The 21934-nt window shown below is 50.9% G+C and carries 16 protein-coding genes, 1 tRNA gene, 3 rRNA genes and 1 other annotated feature; of the genes, 10 read left to right on the forward strand and 10 right to left on the reverse strand.

Translation table 11 applies throughout. From position 1 onward, the window contains the following. Positions 1-208 precede the first annotated feature (208 nt). The 4 genes from LY264_RS06290 to LY264_RS06305 all read right to left on the reverse strand — a co-directional run bounded on the left by LY264_RS06290 (position 209) and on the right by LY264_RS06305 (position 2974). On the reverse strand, positions 209-691 hold the full coding sequence (locus LY264_RS06290; protein WP_003826447.1) for an OmpA family protein: 483 nt from the start codon (positions 689-691) through the stop codon (positions 209-211). Between the two features lie 12 nt (positions 692-703). Continuing rightward, the gene (gene dgcN, locus LY264_RS06295) at positions 704-1930 is read right to left on the reverse strand and encodes a diguanylate cyclase DgcN/YfiN (RefSeq protein ID WP_003826449.1); all 1227 of its coding nucleotides are present in this window, start codon (positions 1928-1930) and stop codon (positions 704-706) included. Beyond that, positions 1923-2441, reverse strand: a complete 519-nt coding sequence (gene yfiR, locus LY264_RS06300) for a regulatory sequestration protein YfiR (RefSeq protein ID WP_003826451.1) — start codon at positions 2439-2441, stop codon at positions 1923-1925. Before yfiR ends, dgcN begins: the two co-directional genes overlap by 8 nt. Before the next feature lie 158 nt (positions 2442-2599). Beyond that, entirely contained in the window at positions 2600-2974 is a 375-nt protein-coding gene (locus LY264_RS06305) for a DUF2799 domain-containing protein (protein WP_008785516.1), read from the reverse strand. A gap of 215 nt (positions 2975-3189) precedes the next feature. Between LY264_RS06305 and aroF the strand changes: the two genes are divergently transcribed. Next, the gene (gene aroF / locus LY264_RS06310) at positions 3190-4260 is read left to right on the forward strand and encodes a 3-deoxy-7-phosphoheptulonate synthase AroF (protein WP_048225115.1); all 1071 of its coding nucleotides are present in this window, start codon (positions 3190-3192) and stop codon (positions 4258-4260) included. A gap of 10 nt (positions 4261-4270) precedes the next feature. Beyond that, entirely contained in the window at positions 4271-5392 is a 1122-nt protein-coding gene (gene tyrA, locus LY264_RS06315) for a bifunctional chorismate mutase/prephenate dehydrogenase (protein ID WP_003826456.1), read from the forward strand. A gap of 96 nt (positions 5393-5488) precedes the next feature. Here the strand turns inward: tyrA and pheA are convergent, their stop codons facing one another. The 4 genes from pheA to bamD all read right to left on the reverse strand — a co-directional run bounded on the left by pheA (position 5489) and on the right by bamD (position 8245). Next, on the reverse strand, positions 5489-6649 hold the full coding sequence (gene pheA, locus LY264_RS06320) for a bifunctional chorismate mutase/prephenate dehydratase (RefSeq protein ID WP_003826458.1): 1161 nt from the start codon (positions 6647-6649) through the stop codon (positions 5489-5491). Between the two features lie 22 nt (positions 6650-6671). Then, positions 6672-6797, reverse strand: a sequence feature (Phe leader region). Beyond that, positions 6749-6796 carry a pheA operon leader peptide PheL gene (gene pheL, locus LY264_RS06325; protein WP_100250063.1) on the reverse strand — a complete coding sequence of 16 codons (48 nt, stop codon included), beginning with the start codon at positions 6794-6796 and terminating at the stop codon, positions 6749-6751. (Overlaps the previous feature by 48 nt.) 102 nt (positions 6798-6899) lie before the next feature. Further along, entirely contained in the window at positions 6900-7238 is a 339-nt protein-coding gene (gene raiA / locus LY264_RS06330) for a ribosome-associated translation inhibitor RaiA (protein WP_003031244.1), read from the reverse strand. 269 nt (positions 7239-7507) lie between these two features. Further along, positions 7508-8245, reverse strand: coding sequence for an outer membrane protein assembly factor BamD (gene bamD, locus LY264_RS06335; RefSeq protein ID WP_003826460.1), 738 nt, complete (start codon positions 8243-8245; stop codon positions 7508-7510). A gap of 131 nt (positions 8246-8376) precedes the next feature. On the opposite strand from bamD, the gene rluD reads away from it, so the two are divergent. The 8 genes from rluD (at position 8377) to LY264_RS06375 (ending at position 20122) form a co-directional block, all read left to right on the forward strand. After that, complete coding sequence (gene rluD / locus LY264_RS06340) at positions 8377-9357, forward strand: 23S rRNA pseudouridine(1911/1915/1917) synthase RluD (protein WP_003826464.1); 981 nt, start codon at positions 8377-8379, stop codon at positions 9355-9357. Beyond that, positions 9354-10085, forward strand: a complete 732-nt coding sequence (gene yfiH, locus LY264_RS06345) for a purine nucleoside phosphorylase YfiH (protein ID WP_048225113.1) — start codon at positions 9354-9356, stop codon at positions 10083-10085. Before rluD ends, yfiH begins: the two co-directional genes overlap by 4 nt. Before the next feature lie 129 nt (positions 10086-10214). Beyond that, positions 10215-12788: an ATP-dependent chaperone ClpB gene (gene clpB / locus LY264_RS06350; protein WP_020996274.1), complete on the forward strand. Its 2574-nt coding sequence runs from the start codon at positions 10215-10217 to the stop codon at positions 12786-12788. 443 nt (positions 12789-13231) lie between these two features. After that, positions 13232-14773, forward strand: a 16S ribosomal RNA gene (locus LY264_RS06355). Between the two features lie 85 nt (positions 14774-14858). Then, positions 14859-14934 (forward strand) — tRNA-Glu (locus tag LY264_RS06360). Positions 14935-15155: 221 nt separating this feature from the next. Further along, positions 15156-18062 (forward strand): 23S ribosomal RNA (locus LY264_RS06365). 92 nt (positions 18063-18154) lie between these two features. Continuing rightward, positions 18155-18270, forward strand: a 5S ribosomal RNA gene (gene rrf / locus LY264_RS06370). The 16S, 23S and 5S rRNA genes sit together here with 1 tRNA gene alongside, the layout of an rRNA operon. Positions 18271-18823: 553 nt before the next feature. Continuing rightward, positions 18824-20122 carry an MFS transporter gene (locus LY264_RS06375; RefSeq protein ID WP_048225111.1) on the forward strand — a complete coding sequence of 433 codons (1299 nt, stop codon included), beginning with the start codon at positions 18824-18826 and terminating at the stop codon, positions 20120-20122. Here LY264_RS06375 and LY264_RS06380 read toward each other — a convergent pair. After that, positions 20119-20454 (reverse strand): YfiM family lipoprotein, encoded by a 336-nt coding sequence (locus tag LY264_RS06380; protein WP_153687927.1) that lies wholly within the window; start codon positions 20452-20454, stop codon positions 20119-20121. The genes LY264_RS06375 and LY264_RS06380 overlap by 4 nt on opposite strands. Positions 20455-20486: 32 nt before the next feature. Continuing rightward, a complete protein-coding gene (gene pssA / locus LY264_RS06385) occupies positions 20487-21842 on the reverse strand; it encodes a CDP-diacylglycerol--serine O-phosphatidyltransferase (protein WP_003835350.1) in 1356 nt (451 codons plus the stop codon). Positions 21843-21934 lie beyond the last annotated feature (92 nt).

A 21934-nucleotide genomic window follows, 5' to 3' on the forward strand; every position in this document is an offset into this window, starting at 1 on the left:
AGCGATACATATAACTAACTGTTTATAATGAAAAATGCATGTTTATCAATGGCGTAAGGTAAAAGCGTCTTAACTAAGATTCGCGCAAGCGACATCCTGTTAGAAAAGGGCTGGCCGAAAGGCTGGCCCTTTTTTTATCCCGACGTTTACTCTTTTGTTCTTTATGGCAATAGAAGGACTGCGCGGCGCGCAGCCAGTTGGGGGACGATTATGGTGTCGTGATCACGACCGCCACGCGGCGGTTTTCAGCGCGACCTTTTGATGTCTGGTTGCTGGCAATGGGATATTTCTTCCCGAGTCCCTGAGTAGTCAGGTTGGTGCGGGGAATATTAGCGCCCTGCGCCCAGGCATCGGCAACGACATTAGCGCGTTTGAGTGACAGAGCTTCGTTATAGCTGTCTTCACCGTAGTTATCAGTATGACCATCCAGGCGAGCATGATTTAGCCCGGTAGCTGCCAGTTTGGATGCCATTTCCTTGATCTGTTTTTCACTTTCAGGACGGAGTTTATAGTCATTTTTGTCAAACAGGATAGTGTCAGACAGGCCGAGAGACCAGTCTCCTGATGCTTCAGTAAATCCGTATGATTTCATGGCTGCAATTTGCTCTGGGGTAAATTTTCCCTGAGGTGCCTGACAGCCCGCCAGAATCAGTAAAAGCAGAAGAAACGGGGATAATAAACGTTTTAGCATGTGTGTAATTCCTTATTTTTTAATAATGCGTTCAGAACGCAAATGTTTAGCCTGATACATATTTTGATCGGCAAGTTCTTGTAATTTTTCGGCAGAGGCATGTTCCCACGTCAGCGCAAACCCAATACTGAGCGTCATGCTTGCCAGATGACCATTATGCAGGTCAAAAGGTCGGTTAAACTCTTGTGACAGTGCCGCGCAGATCCGCTGAACCTCATATTCAGAATGAACGCTGTACAGCACCATAGCGAACTCATCGCCGCCAAGTCTGTATGGGTAATGGCGACTCCCCCCAAACTCGGATAACCTTTTTGCGACTTCAATCAGGACCCGATCCCCCGCTGCGTGGCCCCAGGTATCATTAATAAATTTAAAATTGTCGCCATCAAGGAATAACAATGCCGAGCTGCTGTGGGCGGCATCATCATTCATTAGGGCATTTATGCTGCTGCGAAATGCGGCGCGATTTGCCAGACCCGTCAGAGGATCATGTAGTGCAGTACGCAACAGCTGAGCGTTTTTTGCCTGCAGTTTAAGTTGCCACTCCTCCATCTCGTCCAGCAGACTATTAAAGTCCAGGGCAAAGAGATGGAACTCTTCAATGCGTTCCTCTGATACGCGCCGTGAAAAGTTACGGTTGGTACGAACATCATGTACCACCTCGGTAATGTTTTGCAGTGCATCCACAACGCCATTGTGTAAATAGCGAGTGAGCATTAATGCAATACCGGATGCCAACAGAATGCACCCGGTAAGGACGGCCAGCGACAAATAGATGAAATGACTGATAACGCTATCGCGCGCAGTCAATCGTACTTCGCCGATGACGTTGCCATTATGCAAAATCGGCTGAGTGACCGGTTGTGGGAACAGCCAGTGGCTGATCATCCCGCTGATCTTTTCAGTGGTATCCTGCGCGTTATAGCGCCAGGTGGCGATCACCTTCTGGTTTTTATTACGAACTTCTGCAACGGAAAATTGCCCCTGCTGACCCAGTGCCGCCAGCGTTTCAGTTGCTGCAACACTATCAGAAAAGACTAATGCAGCTTCGAGCGTACGGGTCATGGTAGCGGCAGTCAGATCCAGATTCTTTTGCGCATACTGTCTTAATGCCAGCACGGAAGAAATGCTGAGCAGCAGCCAGATCAGCATCATGGTTACCAGAACGCTGATTATGCTGATACGCCGTAATGTTCGCTTAAACGTCGGGCGTGCTATGGGAGAATGGCCCTTATCCATGCTTATTATTCCGTGCAAGCATCAATACGTCTGGACTGACCCTTACGCCGCTGCGTGAAAGGGAATCCATATTTACGGAAAATCTCACATCTTCGTCTTTAATTATGAGGCAAAAGGCGCTGCCAATAACGCATTCAGGGTTCTGTTCAGCAATTAATAACAATGCCTTAGTCGGATATTTATTCTTTAATTCCACCTGATAAGTAGGGGATTCTTTTCCAAAATAAAAACCGTCACACTGCGAAACTAATATTTCTTGTTCCGTACGGATGATGACGGGAAGATAGGGTAATGCGCCTGCACTGGTATCTTTCAGGACACTGGAAAAACGCGATGAAGAGAAAATACACAGTTTTGGGGGCCCGGAAAGTGCAGGCCAGCGTGTATAACTGACGATGCCGGAAACCATAGCGCGTACCGATTTTGCTTCTTCCGTAACGCTTTGGGCATACAGCGGTAATCCGGTCAGGAGCAGTGCCAGTAGAAGTATGAGTCGGTAAGAATAGCTCATGAATAGTTACCTACCAGCGTTTGCTGTAAAACGTCGAAATACATTCAAGATTGTTTGCAACAAAATAACATTATTTTCCTAAGCCGTCATTATTCCTGGAATAATGCTATTGGTGATTTAAGTTAAATCCTAATGGTTTATAAAATATAACCCATTGTTTAATTTAACCTTATCGAGGCAGCACCCTCGTTTGCCCCTTGCTGCCAGGCGCTGTGTAACTGGTCAACATTTTCGACAGTATCGCAACTGGGCGGAAAAGTTTTCCCGGTCAGGCCTCTGGCATAAACAAAATCCTGCTGGCAGGTTTTACGTTGTCCCTCGGCGTAACCCTTAAGGTATTCCGTACGATCGACGTCGGGGTCATTGTAGTTGTCGGCAAGCGTTTCATTATCTTTAACGGCATAACCCGAAATGGCATCTTGTATCCCGGCGTCGTACCAGTCGGTTCCAGTCCAGGTAGGGGCATGGGTGTAGGGGTCTATCTGACATCCGCTAAGAAGTAATAGAAACAAGATGCTGATGAGTTGCTTCATTGCCTGTGCTCCTTCGTTTTTTTAAGCATAGTGGATCTGAAAATTCGGTAGTGTAAATTTAAATGTACATTTGCAAGGGCTGTTTTTGCCTTGAAATAACATCATGTAAATTAAAATTTACGGATTGTGGATTGAAATCTTTACCTATTGTGATATCGTTATTTCCTCCTCGCTGAGGATCAACTATCGCAAACGAGCTAAACAGGATCACCATCATGCAAAAAGACGCGCTGAACAACGTACATATTACCGACGAACAGGTTCTGATGACTCCGGAGCAGCTGAAAGCTGAATTTCCGCTGAGCCAGGAGCAAGAGGCGCAAATCACCCAGTCGCGTAAAACCATCTCAGATATTATCTCCGGTCGCGATCCGCGCCTGCTGGTCGTATGTGGCCCATGCTCCATTCACGATCCTGAAATGGCTATTGAGTATGCTCGTCGATTTAAAGCCCTTGCCGCAGAGGTCAGCGATAGCCTCTACCTGGTGATGCGCGTCTATTTTGAAAAACCCCGTACCACTGTCGGCTGGAAAGGGTTAATTAACGATCCTCATATGGATGGCTCTTTTGATGTTGAAGCAGGTCTGAAAATTGCGCGTCAGCTGCTGCTTGAACTGGTAAATATGGGACTGCCGCTGGCAACTGAAGCGCTGGATCCAAATAGCCCGCAATACCTGGGCGACCTGTTTAGCTGGTCCGCAATCGGTGCCCGTACTACGGAATCGCAGACTCACCGCGAAATGGCTTCCGGTCTTTCGATGCCGGTTGGCTTTAAGAATGGTACCGACGGTAGCCTGGCGACCGCCATTAACGCCATGCGTGCGGCTGCGCAGTCGCACCGCTTTGTCGGTATTAACCAGGCCGGGCAGGTTGCACTGCTGCAAACACAGGGGAATCCGGACGGTCACGTGATCTTGCGCGGAGGTAAAGCGCCGAACTACAGCCCGGCAGATGTCGCCCAGTGCGAAAAAGAGATGGAGCAGGCGGGACTACGACCTTCTCTGATGGTAGATTGCAGTCATGGTAATTCCAATAAAGATTACCGCCGTCAGCCTGCCGTGGCTGAATCCGTGATTGCACAAATCAAAGATGGCAATCGCTCGATCATTGGCTTGATGATTGAAAGTAATATTCACGAAGGCAACCAGTCTTCCGAACAGCCGCGCAGCGAAATGAAATACGGCGTATCCGTAACTGACGCCTGCATTAGCTGGGAAATGACGGATGCGCTGCTGCGTGAAATTAGCCAGGATTTAAACGGCCAGCTGTCGGCGCGTGTAGCATAAGAGGTTGATTATGGTTGCTGAATTGACCGCATTACGCGATCAAATTGATGAAGTCGACAAGGCGTTGCTGGATTTACTGGCACGCCGCCTGGAGCTGGTTGCCGAAGTAGGTGAAGTAAAAAGCCGCTTTGGGCTGCCGATCTACGTGCCGGAGCGGGAAGCCTCTATGCTGGCCTCTCGTCGCGCGGAAGCGGAAGCCCTTGGCGTGCCGCCGGACCTGATTGAAGATGTGCTACGCCGCGTTATGCGTGAGTCCTACTCCAGTGAGAACGACAAAGGGTTTAAAACGCTTTGTCCTTCTCTGCGGCCGGTGGTGATTGTCGGCGGCGGCGGTCAGATGGGGCGTCTGTTCGAAAAAATGCTCACCCTGTCAGGTTACCAGGTGCGGATCCTGGAACAGCAGGACTGGGATCGCGCGCCGGAGATCGTCTCTGATGCCGGCATGGTGATCGTCAGCGTGCCGATCCACGTCACCGAGCAGGTGATCGCCAAACTACCTCGTCTGCCGTCTGACTGCATTCTGGTGGATCTGGCTTCGGTGAAAAATGGTCCTTTACAGGCGATGCTGGCTGCACATGATGGCCCGGTGGTGGGGTTACACCCAATGTTTGGTCCGGACAGCGGCAGTCTGGCCAAGCAGGTCGTCGTTTGGTGTGACGGACGTCAGCCGGAAGCTTATCAGTGGTTTCTGGAACAGATTCAGGTATGGGGTGCGCGACTGCATCGGATCAGCGCCGTTGAACATGACCAGAACATGGCGTTTATTCAGGCACTGCGTCACTTTGCGACCTTTGCTTACGGTCTGCATTTAGCGGAAGAGAACGTTCAACTGGAGCAGCTGCTGGCGCTCTCTTCGCCGATTTACCGGCTTGAGCTGGCGATGGTTGGCCGTCTGTTTGCCCAGGATCCGCAGCTCTATGCCGATATTATTATGTCGTCTGAGAGCAACCTTGCGCTGATTAAACGCTACTACCAACGTTTTGGCGAGGCGATCGGTTTACTGGAGCAGGGCGATAAGCAAGCGTTTATCGACAGTTTCCGTAAGGTGGAGCATTGGTTTGGCGATTATGCGAAACGCTTCCAGAGTGAAAGCCGTACCTTGTTACGCCAGGCGAATGACAGCCGTCCTTAATTAAGATGCCGGATGGCGGGTTTGCCTTATCCGGCCTTCAAAAATCGTATGAATCGTAGGCCGGATAAGCGTAGCGCCATCCGGCATTGTCAAACGTTAGCTCGGATCGACTGGCACCACGTTCTCACTTGGATAGCATCCCAGTACTTTCATCGAACGCGTAATCTCACCCAGCTCTTTCAATGCTTTTTGCATCTGGGGCGACTCCAGGTTGGCCTGGATATCAAGATAAAACATCTCTTCCCACGGATTGCCGTGAATCGGGCGTGACTCCAGTTTAGTCATAATCAGATTATGGTTACGCAGTACCAGCAGCGCCTCAACCAGCGCACCGGCTTGTTGCCCCGTCGCCATCAACAGGGTTGTTTTTGCCGGAACCTGATCGGAAACATTGATTGCTTTGCGTGCCAGCACCACGAAGCGGGTGATGTTTTGCGACTGGTTAGCCTCAATATGCTCGAGAACCTGCAATCCATACAGTACGCCTCCGGCTTCGCTCCCCAGGGCCGCCACGCGCGGTGAGTTAGCCTGCGCAACTTTTTCCATCGCCGCAGAGGTGCTTTCAGTGTACTCAATCTTCCAGTGCGGGTAGCGATTCAGGAATTTGCTGCACTGCTGGAACGGCTGCGGATGGCTATATACCGTTTCAATAGTCTCAAGATCCGTCGTGCCAGACACCAGTACACAGTGGTCTATCGTAATGGTCATCTCGCCAACGATAGACAGGCTGGTGTGCTGCAGCAGGTCGTAAACGTCGTTAATCCCACCGGAGCTGGTGTTTTCAATCGGTACCACAGCATAGTCAGCCTGTCCGGTTTCGACCTGATTAAAGATATCGGCAAATTTTGCGCAGCCGCTTTCAATAAATTGTTCAAAATGGCGGGCAGCGTACTGACGTGCTGCGAGATGGGAATATGACCCTTTTGGCCCAAGGAAGGCCACGCGCGCGGAGTGTGGGTTAATTTTGTTCAGGTGCTGCTGGAGCAGTGCCTGTTGAGTCAGGACGGAATCTTCGATTATGAGCTGGAACAGGCGAGTAATGTAGTGAGCATCAAGATGATGTGCTTTGCCAAGCTGAATGAGTCGGTCCAAAAGGTCACGTTCACGATCGATATCACGAACCGGACGATGCGAAAGCAGTTTGGCTTTACCAACTTCTACGGCCAGTCCACGTCGCTCAGCCAGCAGGGCCAGTAATTTTTCATCCAGCGTGCTGATCTTATCGCGCAGCGCCAGCAATGGGTTTTCCGATGTCATAGTGTTGCCTTTCTTGTTATCAATAAAAAAGGCCTCCCGTTGTGGGAGGCCTTATTGTTCGTCTTCGCATTCTTTATCACACGACGAAACGCCTCCCATTCAGGGGAAGGTAAAAAAGAATGCGAAGAAGAACGGGACAAGTTTCATGTAATTTTCCTTTGGCTACGTCAGTAAAGTACCCGTACTGTTTTCACCCTGTCAACAAAAAACGCGCCCGAAGGCGCGTTGGCGATACACTCAATGTAAGGGACTACTCTTCTTCTGCTTCGACGAAGTTGGCGTCTTTGACTGAAGTTGTTGCACGACGGGCTTCGCCTTTGTGCTGCACTTTATTGAGCTGCCGTTCCAGCTTGTTGATCAAATCGTTAATTGCTGTGTACATATCCTCGTGTTTTGCGCTGGCGACCAGATGTCCGTTCGGTGTATTGATGGTGGCATCAGCAATGAAACCCTGTGGCTCCTTAGACAGAATGATATGTGGATTAATCAGATGAGTTTGCCATTTTTCTAGTTTGGCGAGACGGTCTGCGACATGCTGGCGAATTGCCGGAGTAATTTCCATTTGTTTACTGGTAATGTTCATTGTCATAAATTTTACCTCTTGTCTTTCCCGTCTTGGTGATTCCAGCATACCGTTCCTAATGTCAAAATGTGTGATCTAAATCACATTATTTTGTCGCTTTTTGTCAAGAAAACCTTTTTGTGAGGCACCGCAGGAACAGGCGATTTTTTACTTGAGGAATACCTGAAAGCAGGCCATATTTGATGGGATGCGTCGGAGCTAAACCGCTTCAGTTGTGGCGTTAACGGATAAAAAAACGGCAGCCCAGGGGCTGCCGTTTTGCATTCTGAGGCAAATCAGGTATTGCTGCTGTTGGCGGCAATGATTTTCGCGACTTTTTCTGCCTGCGCATTCATCTGCATCTGGCGATAAGCGTTTTCCATCAACGGCAGGGCATTACGTGTTGCCTGGGTATCCGGGTAGTCGCGCAGCATGCCTTCCACACGGTTTACCACGGCAACCCATGCGCCGCGGGCAGTGTAGTATTCTGCAACGGAGTATTCATACTTCGCCAGGCGGTCTTTCAGGAACACCAGACGTTTGGTGGCGTCAGTAGTGTACTGGCTATTCGGATACCCACGCACCAGTTTGGAAAAGTCATTAAACGCAGCTCGGGCATGTTGCGGATCGCGATCGCTACGATCAACACCAAAGAATCCTTGCAGTGCGCTATCATCCAACGCCATATTGGTCAGGCCACGCATATACATGACATAATCAATGTTAGGGTGTGTCGGGTTAAGACGGATAAAACGATCGATGGCAGCCTGAGCAAGTGGCAGATCGGCGTTTTTGTAGTAGGCGTAGATGAGATCTAATTGCACCTGCTGAGAATACGGTCCAAATGGATAACGGTTATCCAACGCTTCCAATTGCGTTATTGCCTGTTTCCAGTTACCGTCCTGCAGCTTTTGCTGAGCAGTCGCGTAGATTTCATTTGGCGGATTATCGGGCACCTCTTCCTTTGAACCAGAGCAACCCGCCAAAAACAGGCTCAACGTGGCTGCTGCCACCAGATATTTCATGCGCGTCATGACGTTTTGACTTTCCTCAAAATGTAATACGGGAGATTCTCTGTTCCTGCTCCCGGTTAAGACCAGCTACAATAGCACACTATATTAAACGGCAAAGCCGTAAAACCCAACGTTAAACGAAGAAGCAGTTTATGGCACAACGAGTAGAACTCACCGCAACAGTCTCCGAAAATCAGCTCGGTCAACGCTTAGATCAGGCTTTGGCCGAATTGTTCCCTGATTATTCGCGATCGCGCATAAAAGAATGGATCCTTGACCAGCGCGTACTGGTAAATGACCAACTTTGCGATAAACCGAAAGAAAAAGTGTTGGGTGGAGAGCGTGTCTCCATCAATGCAGAAATTGATGAAGAGGTTCGTTTTGAACCTCAGGATATCCCACTGGATATCGTTTATGAAGATGACGACATTCTTGTCATCAACAAACCCCGTGACCTTGTAGTGCATCCGGGCGCCGGGAATCCCGATGGTACGGTATTGAATGCGTTACTGCATTACTACCCGCCAATCGCGGATGTTCCTCGTGCAGGTATCGTGCACCGTCTGGATAAAGACACGACCGGATTAATGGTGGTGGCAAAAACGGTTCCGGCGCAAACACGTTTGGTGGAGTCGTTGCAGCTGCGCGAAATTACCCGTGAGTACGAAGCCGTGGCAATTGGTCACATGACTGCTGGCGGAACCGTTGAGGAACCGATTAGCCGTCACCCGACCAAGCGTACGCACATGGCGGTACACCCAATGGGGAAACCGGCGGTAACGCACTATCGCATTATGGAACACTTCCGTGTGCACACGCGTCTGCGGTTGCGTCTGGAAACCGGACGTACGCACCAGATCCGCGTGCACATGGCACATATCACTCATCCGCTGGTGGGCGATCAGGTTTACGGCGGTCGTCCACGTCCACCGAAAGGCGCTTCTGACGAATTTATCTCCGTACTGCGTAAGTTCGACCGTCAAGCGCTGCACGCGACCATGCTGCGTTTGTATCACCCGATTTCCGGTATCGAAATGGAATGGCATGCACCGATCCCACAAGATATGGTGCAGTTGATTGAAGTGATGCGCGCTGATTTCGAAGAACATAAGGATGATATTGCCTGGCTATGAGTAAGCTAATTGTCCCGCAGTGGCCGATACCGCAAGGTGTCGCGGCGTGTAGTTCTACCCGTATTGGCGGAGTCAGTATGCCGCCTTACGATTCGCTGAATCTGGGCGCCCATTGCGGCGATAACCCGGAGCATGTTGAAGAGAACCGCAAACGACTGTTTGCTGCGGGCAATCTGCCGTCAAAGCCAGTCTGGTTGGAGCAGGTCCACGGTAAGGATGTCCTGAAACTGACCGGCGAGCCTTACGCCTGCAAACGCGCAGATGCGTCGTACAGCAACACGCCGGGCACCGTGTGTGCGGTGATGACCGCTGATTGTTTGCCGGTGTTGTTTTGCAATCGTGCCGGAACGGAAGTTGCTGCGGCCCATGCGGGTTGGCGCGGATTATGCGCCGGCGTGCTGGAAGAGACGGTGGCGTGTTTTGCCGACAAACCTGAAAACATTATTGCCTGGCTAGGCCCGGCGATAGGTCCAAACGCGTTTGAAGTTGGACCAGAAGTCCGCGAGGCGTTCATGACGAAAGATCCGCAAGCGGACCTTGCATTTGTACCGCGCGGCGATAAGTATCTGGCGGATATCTACCAGCTTGCGCGCCAGCGTCTGTCCAGTGTCGGGTTAGAGAACATCCACGGCGGCGACCGTTGCACCTTCAGCGAAAGTGAGACGTTCTTCTCTTATCGTCGCGACAATACCACGGGTCGTATGGCAAGTTTTATTTGGCTGATATAACCTAAAGAATCAAGACGATCCGGTACGTGTAATTTTCTTTTCACATAATTCAGGTCATTCACCTTGAATAATTGAGGGATGACCTCATTTAATCTCCAGTAGCAATTTTGACCTGTTATGGGAGGAGTTATGCGTCTGGATCGTCTTACTAATAAATTCCAGCTTGCTCTTGCCGATGCCCAGTCACTCGCATTGGGGCACGACAATCAATTCATCGAACCACTTCATCTAATGAGCGCCTTGCTGAATCAGGAAGGGGGATCGGTACGTCCTTTATTAACGTCTGCTGGCATTAATGCTGGCCAGTTACGTACAGCCATTGACCAGGCGTTGAGCCGTTTGCCACAGGTAGAAGGTACCGGTGGCGATGTGCAGCCTTCTCAGGAACTGGTGCGTGTACTGAATCTTTGCGACAAGCTGGCGCAAAAACGTGGGGACAACTTTATTTCGTCAGAACTGTTCGTTCTGGCGGCGCTTGAGTCACGCGGTACGCTGACCGACTTATTAAAATCAGCAGGCGCGACGACCGCCAATATCACTCAGGCAATTGAACAAATGCGTGGAGGTGAAAGCGTGAATGACCAGGGGGCTGAAGACCAACGTCAGGCCTTGAAAAAATATACCGTCGATCTGACCGAACGTGCCGAACAGGGCAAACTCGATCCGGTCATCGGCCGTGATGAAGAAATTCGCCGTACCATTCAGGTTCTGCAACGTCGTACTAAAAATAACCCGGTGTTAATCGGTGAACCCGGTGTCGGTAAAACCGCCATCGTTGAAGGGCTGGCCCAACGCATCATCAATGGTGAAGTGCCGGAAGGCTTAAAAGGCCGTCGTGTACTGGCGCTGGATATGGGCGCGCTGGTGGCTGGGGCCAAATATCGTGGTGAGTTCGAAGAACGTTTAAAAGGTGTGCTGAACGATCTCTCGAAACAGGAAGGCAACGTCATTCTGTTTATCGACGAATTGCATACCATGGTTGGGGCGGGTAAAGCCGATGGCGCAATGGACGCCGGGAACATGCTGAAACCAGCACTGGCTCGCGGGGAACTGCACTGCGTAGGCGCAACAACGCTTGATGAGTATCGCCAGTACATCGAAAAAGATGCGGCGCTGGAACGTCGTTTCCAGAAAGTGTTTGTGGCTGAACCTTCAGTGGAAGACACCATCGCAATCTTGCGTGGCCTGAAAGAACGTTATGAACTGCACCATCATGTGCAGATTACTGACCCGGCGATTGTTGCGGCTGCTACGCTGTCTCATCGCTATATTGCCGATCGTCAGTTGCCGGATAAAGCTATCGACCTTATTGACGAAGCGGCATCCAGCATTCGTATGCAGATTGACTCCAAGCCGGAGGAACTCGACAGACTCGACCGCCGTATTATCCAGCTCAAACTGGAACAGCAGGCATTAATGAAAGAGTCTGATGAGGCAAGTAAAAAACGTCTCGATATGCTCAACGAAGAGCTGGACGACAAAGAACGCCAGTATTCTGAGTTAGAGGAAGAGTGGAAAGCTGAAAAAGCTTCCCTCTCGGGAACGCAAACTATCAAGGCTGAGCTGGAGCAGGCAAAAATCGCCATCGAACAGGCGCGCCGCGTTGGCGACCTGGCGCGGATGTCTGAACTGCAGTACGGCAAAATTCCTGAACTGGAAAAACAGCTGGAAGCAGCCACCCAGTCTGAAGGCAAAACCATGCGTCTGCTGCGTAATAAAGTTACGGATGCGGAAATTGCTGAGGTACTGGCGCGCTGGACGGGGATCCCTGTTGCTCGCATGCTGGAAGGCGAACGAGAAAAACTGTTGCGTATGGAGCAGGAGCTGCACAGCCGCGTGATTGGTCAGAACGAAGCGGTGGAAGCCGTTTCTAATGCCATTCGTCGTAGCCGCGCGGGCTTGTCCGATCCGAATCGTCCGATTGGTTCATTCCTGTTCCTTGGTCCAACCGGTGTCGGTAAAACCGAACTGTGCAAAGCGCTGGCAAACTTTATGTTCGACAGTGACGACGCAATGGTGCGTATCGATATGTCCGAGTTTATGGAGAAACACTCCGTGTCTCGTTTGGTCGGGGCACCTCCGGGATATGTCGGTTATGAAGAAGGTGGGTATCTGACGGAAGCAGTACGTCGTCGTCCTTACTCCGTCATCTTGTTGGATGAAGTGGAGAAAGCGCATCCGGATGTGTTCAACATTCTGCTGCAGGTGCTTGATGATGGTCGTCTGACTGACGGACAGGGGAGAACGGTCGACTTCCGTAATACGGTTGTCATCATGACCTCGAACCTGGGGTCCGATCTGATCCAGGAACGCTTCGGTGAGTTGGATTACGGTCACATGAAAGATATGGTGCTGGGCGTCGTGAGCCATAACTTCCGCCCGGAATTCATCAACCGTATAGATGAGGTTGTCGTATTCCATCCGCTGGGTGAGCAGCACATTGCTTCTATTGCTCAGATCCAGTTGCAGCGTCTGTACAAACGTCTGGAAGAGCGTGGCTATGAAATACATATTTCTGACGAGGCGCTTAAACTGCTGAGCGCGAATGGTTACGATCCGGTGTATGGAGCGCGTCCATTGAAACGTGCTATCCAGCAGCAGATCGAAAACCCGCTGGCGCAGCAAATTCTGTCTGGTGAACTGATTCCAGGCAAAACGATTCGTCTGGAAGTGAATGACGATCGCATAGTGGCAGTGCAGTAAGTCACAAAACAACAATAAACGGGCCCTGCGGGGCTCGTTTTTGTTTAAAATCCAGGCAGAAATGGATGTGTTGATTGAAAAGTAATCGCTTGATAAGTTTTTTATATTTTTAACTTGTCAGCCTGAAATAACTCCCTATAATGCGCCTCCACTGACACGGAACAACGGATTACACGCCGCCGGGTCAGCGGAGTTCCACTGAGAACTCCGGCGAAGAAAGCGAAATTAAATGCTTGACTTCGTGGCGGGATGGCGTAATATGCACACCCCGCGCCGCTGAGAAAAAGCGAAGCGGCACTGCTCTTTAACAATTTATCAGACAATCTGTGTGGGCACTCGAAGATACGGATTCTTAACGTCGCAAGACGAAAAATGAATACCAAGTCTCAACGAGTGAACACGTAATTCATTACGAAGTTTAATTCATTGAGCATCAAACTTTTAAATTGAAGAGTTTGATCATGGCTCAGATTGAACGCTGGCGGCAGGCCTAACACATGCAAGTCGAACGGTAGCACAGAGGAGCTTGCTCCTTGGGTGACGAGTGGCGGACGGGTGAGTAATGTCTGGGAAACTGCCCGATGGAGGGGGATAACTACTGGAAACGGTAGCTAATACCGCATAACGTCGCAAGACCAAAGAGGGGGACCTTCGGGCCTCTTGCCATCGGATGTGCCCAGATGGGATTAGCTAGTAGGTGGGGTAACGGCTCACCTAGGCGACGATCCCTAGCTGGTCTGAGAGGATGACCAGCCACACTGGAACTGAGACACGGTCCAGACTCCTACGGGAGGCAGCAGTGGGGAATATTGCACAATGGGCGCAAGCCTGATGCAGCCATGCCGCGTGTATGAAGAAGGCCTTCGGGTTGTAAAGTACTTTCAGCGAGGAGGAAGGTGTTGTGGTTAATAACCGCAGCAATTGACGTTACTCGCAGAAGAAGCACCGGCTAACTCCGTGCCAGCAGCCGCGGTAATACGGAGGGTGCAAGCGTTAATCGGAATTACTGGGCGTAAAGCGCACGCAGGCGGTCTGTCAAGTCGGATGTGAAATCCCCGGGCTCAACCTGGGAACTGCATCCGAAACTGGCAGGCTAGAGTCTTGTAGAGGGGGGTAGAATTCCAGGTGTAGCGGTGAAATGCGTAGAGATCTGGAGGAATACCGGTGGCGAAGGCGGCCCCCTGGACAAAGACTGACGCTCAGGTGCGAAAGCGTGGGGAGCAAACAGGATTAGATACCCTGGTAGTCCACGCCGTAAACGATGTCGACTTGGAGGTTGTGCCCTTGAGGCGTGGCTTCCGGAGCTAACGCGTTAAGTCGACCGCCTGGGGAGTACGGCCGCAAGGTTAAAACTCAAATGAATTGACGGGGGCCCGCACAAGCGGTGGAGCATGTGGTTTAATTCGATGCAACGCGAAGAACCTTACCTACTCTTGACATCCAGAGAACTTAGCAGAGATGCTTTGGTGCCTTCGGGAACTCTGAGACAGGTGCTGCATGGCTGTCGTCAGCTCGTGTTGTGAAATGTTGGGTTAAGTCCCGCAACGAGCGCAACCCTTATCCTTTGTTGCCAGCGATTCGGTCGGGAACTCAAAGGAGACTGCCAGTGATAAACTGGAGGAAGGTGGGGATGACGTCAAGTCATCATGGCCCTTACGAGTAGGGCTACACACGTGCTACAATGGCATATACAAAGAGAAGCGACCTCGCGAGAGCAAGCGGACCTCATAAAGTATGTCGTAGTCCGGATTGGAGTCTGCAACTCGACTCCATGAAGTCGGAATCGCTAGTAATCGTGGATCAGAATGCCACGGTGAATACGTTCCCGGGCCTTGTACACACCGCCCGTCACACCATGGGAGTGGGTTGCAAAAGAAGTAGGTAGCTTAACCTTCGGGAGGGCGCTTACCACTTTGTGATTCATGACTGGGGTGAAGTCGTAACAAGGTAACCGTAGGGGAACCTGCGGTTGGATCACCTCCTTACCTTAAAGAACCTGCCTTTGTAGTGCTCACACAGATTGTCTGATGAAAAGTAAATAGCAAGGCGTCTTGCGATTGAGACTTCAGTGTCCCCTTCGTCTAGAGGCCCAGGACACCGCCCTTTCACGGCGGTAACAGGGGTTCGAATCCCCTAGGGGACGCCACTTGCTGGTATGTGTGAGTGAAAGTCGCCGACCGAAGTATCTCAAAACTGACTTTCGAGTCACGTTTGAGATATTTGCTCTTTAAAAATCTGGATCAAGCTGAAAATTGAAACGACACACTGTTTCATTTCTCCGTAATAAGAAATGAAAAGCGGTGTGTTCGAGTCTCTCAAATTTTTGCAAGTCGATGATGAATCGAAAGAAACATCTTCGGGTTGTGAGGTTAAGCGACTAAGCGTACACGGTGGATGCCCTGGCAGTCAGAGGCGATGAAGGACGTGCTAATCTGCGATAAGCGTCGGTAAGGTGATATGAACCGTTATAACCGGCGATTTCCGAATGGGGAAACCCAGTGTGATTCGTCACACTATCATTACGTGAATACATAGCGTAATGAAGCGAACCGGGGGAACTGAAACATCTAAGTACCCCGAGGAAAAGAAATCAACCGAGATTCCCCCAGTAGCGGCGAGCGAACGGGGAGCAGCCCAGAGTCTGAATCAGCATGTGTGTTAGTGGAAGCGTCTGGAAAGTCGCACGATACAGGGTGAAAGTCCCGTACACAAAAGTGCATGTGTTGTGAACTCGAAGAGTAGGGCGGGACACGTGGTATCCTGTCTGAATATGGGGGGACCATCCTCCAAGGCTAAATACTCCTGACTGACCGATAGTGAACCAGTACCGTGAGGGAAAGGCGAAAAGAACCCCGGCGAGGGGAGTGAAAAAGAACCTGAAACCGTGTACGTACAAGCAGTGGGAGCACCCTTTGGGGTGTGACTGCGTACCTTTTGTATAATGGGTCAGCGACTTATATTCTGTAGCAAGGTTAACCGAATAGGGGAGCCGAAGGGAAACCGAGTCTTAACTGGGCGTTAAGTTGCAGGGTATAGACCCGAAACCCGGTGATCTAGCCATGGGCAGGTTGAAGGTTGGGTAACACTAACTGGAGGACCGAACCGACTAATGTTGAAAAATTAGCGGATGACTTGTGGCTGGGGGTGAAAGGCCAATCAAACCGGGAGATAGCTGGTTCTCCCCGAAAGCTATTTAGGTAGCGCCTCGTGAACTCATCTTCGGGGGTAGAGCACTGTTTCGGCTAGGGGGTCATCCCGACTTACCAACCCGATGCAAACTGCGAATACCGAAGAATGTTATCACGGGAGACACACGGCGGGTGCTAACGTCCGTCGTGAAGAGGGAAACAACCCAGACCGCCAGCTAAGGTCCCAAAGTCATGGTTAAGTGGGAAACGATGTGGGAAGGCACAGACAGCCAGGATGTTGGCTTAGAAGCAGCCATCATTTAAAGAAAGCGTAATAGCTCACTGGTCGAGTCGGCCTGCGCGGAAGATGTAACGGGGCTAAACCATGCACCGAAGCTGCGGCAGCGACACTATGTGTTGTTGGGTAGGGGAGCGTTCTGTAAGCCGTTGAAGGTGTGTCGTGAGGCATGCTGGAGGTATCAGAAGTGCGAATGCTGACATAAGTAACGATAATGCGGGTGAAAAACCCGCACGCCGGAAGACCAAGGGTTCCTGTCCAACGTTAATCGGGGCAGGGTGAGTCGACCCCTAAGGCGAGGCCGAAAGGCGTAGTCGATGGGAAACAGGTTAATATTCCTGTACTTGGTGTTACTGCGAAGGGGGGACGGAGAAGGCTATGTTAGCCGGGCGACGGTTGTCCCGGTTTAAGCATGTAGGCGGAGGTTCCAGGTAAATCCGGTACCTTTTAACGCTGAGGTGTGATGACGAGGCACTACGGTGCTGAAGTAACAAATGCCCTGCTTCCAGGAAAAGCCTCTAAGCATCAGGTAACACGAAATCGTACCCCAAACCGACACAGGTGGTCAGGTAGAGAATACCAAGGCGCTTGAGAGAACTCGGGTGAAGGAACTAGGCAAAATGGTGCCGTAACTTCGGGAGAAGGCACGCTGATATGTAGGTGAAGTGATTTACTCATGGAGCTGAAATCAGTCGAAGATACCAGCTGGCTGCAACTGTTTATTAAAAACACAGCACTGTGCAAACACGAAAGTGGACGTATACGGTGTGACGCCTGCCCGGTGCCGGAAGGTTAATTGATGGGGTTATCCGTAAGGAGAAGCTCTTGATCGAAGCCCCGGTAAACGGCGGCCGTAACTATAACGGTCCTAAGGTAGCGAAATTCCTTGTCGGGTAAGTTCCGACCTGCACGAATGGCGTAATGATGGCCAGGCTGTCTCCACCCGAGACTCAGTGAAATTGAACTCGCTGTGAAGATGCAGTGTACCCGCGGCAAGACGGAAAGACCCCGTGAACCTTTACTATAGCTTGACACTGAACACTGGTCCTTGATGTGTAGGATAGGTGGGAGGCTTTGAAGTGTGGACGCCAGTCTGCATGGAGCCATCCTTGAAATACCACCCTTTAATGGCTGGTGTTCTAACGTAGACCCGTAATCCGGGTTGCGGACAGTGTCTGGTGGGTAGTTTGACTGGGGCGGTCTCCTCCTAAAGAGTAACGGAGGAGCACGAAGGTTAGCTAATCCTGGTCGGACATCAGGAGGTTAGTGCAAAGGCATAAGCTAGCTTGACTGCGAGAGTGACGGCTCGAGCAGGTGCGAAAGCAGGTCTTAGTGATCCGGTGGTTCTGAATGGAAGGGCCATCGCTCAACGGATAAAAGGTACTCCGGGGATAACAGGCTGATACCGCCCAAGAGTTCATATCGACGGCGGTGTTTGGCACCTCGATGTCGGCTCATCACATCCTGGGGCTGAAGTAGGTCCCAAGGGTATGGCTGTTCGCCATTTAAAGTGGTACGCGAGCTGGGTTTAGAACGTCGTGAGACAGTTCGGTCCCTATCTGCCGTGGGCGCTGGAGAATTGAGGGGGGCTGCTCCTAGTACGAGAGGACCGGAGTGGACGCATCACTGGTGTTCGGGTTGTCATGCCAATGGCATTGCCCGGTAGCTAAATGCGGAAGAGATAAGTGCTGAAAGCATCTAAGCACGAAACTTGCCCCGAGATGAGTTCTCCCTGACCCTTTAAGGGTCCTGAAGGAACGTTGAAGACGACGACGTTGATAGGTCGGGTGTGTAAGTGTAGCGATACATTGAGCTAACCGATACTAATGAACCGTGAGGCTTAACCTTACAACGCCGAAGATGTTTTGGCGAAGAGAGATATTTTCAGCCTGATTACAGATTACATCGACATGCAAAAGCGTGTTGATAGACAGAATTTGCCTGGCGGCTGTAGCGCGGTGGTCCCACCTGACCCCATGCCGAACTCAGAAGTGAAACGCCGTAGCGCCGATGGTAGTGTGGGGTCTCCCCATGCGAGAGTAGGGAACTGCCAGGCATTAATTAAAGTGAAGAAGCCCATCCTGACGGATGGGCTTTTTTGCGTCTGTGCGGGATGAAAACCGCGGACTGAACGTATTTTGTAGGCCTGATAAGCGCAGCGCATCAGGCAACGCGGCGGTACATTGCCGGATGCGGCGTGCCGCCTTATCCGGCCTACAGGGGCCGGGCTGAACGTATTTTGTAGGCCTGATAAGCGCAGCGCATCAGGCAACGCGGCGGTACATTGCCGGATGCTGCGTGCCGCCTTATCCGGCCTACAGGGGCCGGGCTGAACGTATTTTGTAGGCCTGATAAGCGCAGCGCATCAGGCAACGCGGCAGTACATTGCCGGATTCGACGTAACAGCCTTAATCGACCAACAAAAGCACACTGTCTCGATCTACTACACGGATCTCTCCCTCGAACATATCTGAATCCTTTCTCTGCTAATTAAAATCGTGATCTTTACCGCACAATAAGATATAACAATTATATAACATTCCATTCACCAAAAAACACACGACCATCATTGATAAATTCACGCGATTGTTGGCAGGGGTACAATTCTAATGGCTGATAGTAGTGTAACTGAGAACGGGGCGCTGTCAGACGGCGATACCCGTCGTCGTATATGGGCGATTGTCGGAGCATCATCAGGGAATCTGGTCGAATGGTTTGATTTCTATATCTATTCATTCTGCTCTCTTTATTTTGCTCATATCTTTTTTCCATCAGGAAATACCACCACACAACTCTTACAAACCGCCGGCGTTTTTGCCGCTGGCTTCTTGATGCGACCAATTGGAGGCTGGCTGTTTGGCCGTATCGCGGATAAGCACGGGCGTAAAAAGTCAATGTTGCTGTCCGTTTGTATGATGTGCATGGGATCGTTGGTGATCGCTTGTCTACCGGGATATGAAACTATCGGTACCTGGGCGCCTGCGCTATTACTGCTGGCAAGGCTATTCCAGGGGTTATCTGTCGGTGGTGAATACGGAACAAGCGCGACCTATATGAGTGAAGTCGCCGTTGAAGGTAAGAAAGGTTTTTATGCTTCATTCCAGTACGTAACGTTAATCGGCGGACAGTTACTGGCATTACTGGTTGTGGTCATATTACAACACACGTTAGAAGACTCAGCGCTCAGAGAGTGGGGTTGGCGTATTCCATTTGCGTTGGGTGCCGTGCTGGCTATTGTTGCGCTATGGCTGCGTCGCCAACTGGATGAAACCTCGAAACAGGATGTTCGCGCGCTGAAAGAAGCGGGTTCCCTGAAAGGTCTGTGGCGTAATCGCAAAGCTTTTGTCATGGTGCTTGGTTTTACCGCCGCGGGATCATTGTGTTTTTATACGTTCACAACCTATATGCAGAAGTACCTGGTTAACACAGCCGGTATGCATGCCAACGTAGCCAGTGGGATTATGACGGCGGCACTGTGTGTGTTCATGCTGGTACAACCGCTGTTCGGCGCCTTGTCAGATAAAATTGGCCGACGTACTTCAATGCTGTGTTTTGGCGCGTTGGCCGCGATTTTCACCGTTCCCATTCTGACAGCATTGCAAAGCGTAACATCCCCGTATATGGCGTTTGCTCTGGTGATGTGTGCCCTGTTAATCGTCAGTTTCTATACGTCAATTAGCGGTATTCTGAAGGCCGAAATGTTCCCGGCACAGGTACGCGCTCTGGGGGTCGGCTTATCTTATGCGGTGGCCAATGCGCTGTTTGGCGGTTCAGCCGAATATGTCGCGTTGTCCCTGAAGTCTGTCGGTATGGAAACGACATTCTTCTGGTACGTCACTGCGCTGGCAGTAGTTGCGTTTTTAGTATCGCTAATGCTGCATGGGAAAGGGAAAGGTCTGCGCCTCTAGTAATGTGCCAGTTGCCAGACCGCATAGCCGGTAGATGCGCCTGCAACATCCCAGGCGAAGTCCTTCCAGCTCCAGCCGCTCCCAGCGGGACGGCTGTCCCACAGCTCTTTTGATGCACCCAAGCTGACTGAGAACATCAGGCCGATAGCCGCACTGCGATCGCGGCTGTTGCCCTGATGTTGGGCATATTCATTGCCGGCTGCGGCAAGCATGGCGGAGGCGATGAAGTGTTGAGCTTTGTCTTGCCCGCTCCACTGGTCGTTAGCCATATGGCTGCAGCCCGAAATGGCAAGGATACTGGTAAGAATGAACAGGCGCACCGTTGCCTCCATATGAAAAACCCCGTCACTGGACGGGGTCTTGATTACAGAATACGGCTAATTAATCTGTCGATACGAATACGGCGTAGTCGACGGATGAGCTTACGCACTTTGACTGGATAGTCAGCAATGCTTTGCAGGTCGCGATAGTGCTTAACGACGGTAGTATGCGTACGGATAAGCTCCAGCTCTTTATCGCGCTGAGGGGTGAGCTCTTGCTTAGGATCGTGAATAAGGATGGCGTTTTCCAGATCCAGACGCCAGGCGCGAGGGTTAAGGTTGTTGCCGGTGAGCAGCATCCATTTATCATCAACCCACATACCTTTCAGATGATAGGTGTTGTCATCATCTTTCCATAGGCGTACGACCAGCTGGTCGGTATTCACGTAATACTGCAATCTGCTCAAGAAACGGCGCAGATTGATTTCATACAGATAAGGCAGCGCACCGATGATCTTGAATGGCTCATCTTCCGGGATGAAAAAGTCGTTGGCGGTTTTATCACCGACAATGATTTCAACCTTTTTCCCTTCACGCAGCAGTTGAATGATATTGCGCACCAGTATGGCGGGAAGGTTGAAATAAGGGGTACAGATTGTAAGCTTGTGCTCCGCGCAGGGCATAAGATGGAAAATGGTCTTATTTAACAGACTGGATTTCCCAAGGCCCACCAGAGGCGTAACCGAAAGCTGTTCGTTATCAGCATCACCCTGAAAATGGAATGACGCATCGCGCAGTTCCTGACGGTACAGGCGGATGTCGTTTTTAATTTCTGGGCTTTTAGGGCGGTTGATATCATCAAGACGGTTAACGCCGCGACCGTTCATCAGGTTTTGCGTCACCCAATCGAACATGATATCGGCCATTTGCGCGTTGCGAATCAACTGATAACGGTCATAGCGATATTTATCATGCTGATGTAGGTAAACATCGTTCAGACTGGCCCCGCTGTACAGGACGCTGTCATCAATGATAAAGCCTTTGAAATGCAGGACGCCAAGCGCTTCACGGGTGTTAATCGGGACACCGTAGACAGGAATATCGATACCAGGGTTTTCTTGCGCCATTCGGCAATACCAATCAGCATTGGTATTGGATGCCGCAGCACCAATACGACCGCGCTGGGCTCGGTGCCAGTCGACAAGCACCCGGACATCCAGCTCAGGACGCTGCCGTTTTGCCGCATAGAGAGCGTCAAGTATGCCTTTACCACCGTCATCCTGTTCCAGGTACAGCGCAATAATGCAGATCCGTCGCGTCGCGCTGGCTATTTTTTCCAGCAGAGTCTCCCTGAAATTAGCGGGAGCATAAAAGAAATCTACATCATCAACTGACTGAGAAATCTTGGGTAGTTGGGCAAGGTGTTGTTGATGTTTATTACGCTTAAATTTTGACAACATCACAGTGCATTTCTTCTCTGTTCATTGAAGGGTCCTCTGTGCTATGCAGACGACATAAGCGGGCAATGATACCACCAGTACCCATTAATGTG

Origin of the sequence: Citrobacter portucalensis (assembly GCF_023374935.1) — a bacterium.
In the GTDB taxonomy this organism is placed as follows: Bacteria; Pseudomonadota; Gammaproteobacteria; order Enterobacterales; family Enterobacteriaceae; genus Citrobacter; species Citrobacter portucalensis.

What these genes read in the sequence shown, in the direction of transcription:
- dgcN (WP_003826449.1), bottom strand. Translation starts at nt 1,930, where the DNA reads ATGGATAAGGGCCATTCTCCCATAGCACGCCCGACGTTTAAGCGAACA.
- LY264_RS06290 (WP_003826447.1), bottom strand. Translation starts at nt 691, where the DNA reads ATGCTAAAACGTTTATTATCCCCGTTTCTTCTGCTTTTACTGATTCTG.
- tyrA (WP_003826456.1), top strand. Translation starts at nt 4,271, where the DNA reads ATGGTTGCTGAATTGACCGCATTACGCGATCAAATTGATGAAGTCGAC.
- pheA (WP_003826458.1), bottom strand. Translation starts at nt 6,649, where the DNA reads ATGACATCGGAAAACCCATTGCTGGCGCTGCGCGATAAGATCAGCACG.
- yfiH (WP_048225113.1), top strand. Translation starts at nt 9,354, where the DNA reads ATGAGTAAGCTAATTGTCCCGCAGTGGCCGATACCGCAAGGTGTCGCG.
- LY264_RS06305 (WP_008785516.1), bottom strand. Translation starts at nt 2,974, where the DNA reads ATGAAGCAACTCATCAGCATCTTGTTTCTATTACTTCTTAGCGGATGT.
- clpB (WP_020996274.1), top strand. Translation starts at nt 10,215, where the DNA reads ATGCGTCTGGATCGTCTTACTAATAAATTCCAGCTTGCTCTTGCCGAT.
- pssA (WP_003835350.1), bottom strand. Translation starts at nt 21,842, where the DNA reads ATGTTGTCAAAATTTAAGCGTAATAAACATCAACAACACCTTGCCCAA.
- rluD (WP_003826464.1), top strand. Translation starts at nt 8,377, where the DNA reads ATGGCACAACGAGTAGAACTCACCGCAACAGTCTCCGAAAATCAGCTC.
- aroF (WP_048225115.1), top strand. Translation starts at nt 3,190, where the DNA reads ATGCAAAAAGACGCGCTGAACAACGTACATATTACCGACGAACAGGTT.
- LY264_RS06380 (WP_153687927.1), bottom strand. Translation starts at nt 20,454, where the DNA reads ATGGAGGCAACGGTGCGCCTGTTCATTCTTACCAGTATCCTTGCCATT.
- bamD (WP_003826460.1), bottom strand. Translation starts at nt 8,245, where the DNA reads ATGACGCGCATGAAATATCTGGTGGCAGCAGCCACGTTGAGCCTGTTT.
- yfiR (WP_003826451.1), bottom strand. Translation starts at nt 2,441, where the DNA reads ATGAGCTATTCTTACCGACTCATACTTCTACTGGCACTGCTCCTGACC.
- LY264_RS06375 (WP_048225111.1), top strand. Translation starts at nt 18,824, where the DNA reads ATGGCTGATAGTAGTGTAACTGAGAACGGGGCGCTGTCAGACGGCGAT.
- raiA (WP_003031244.1), bottom strand. Translation starts at nt 7,238, where the DNA reads ATGACAATGAACATTACCAGTAAACAAATGGAAATTACTCCGGCAATT.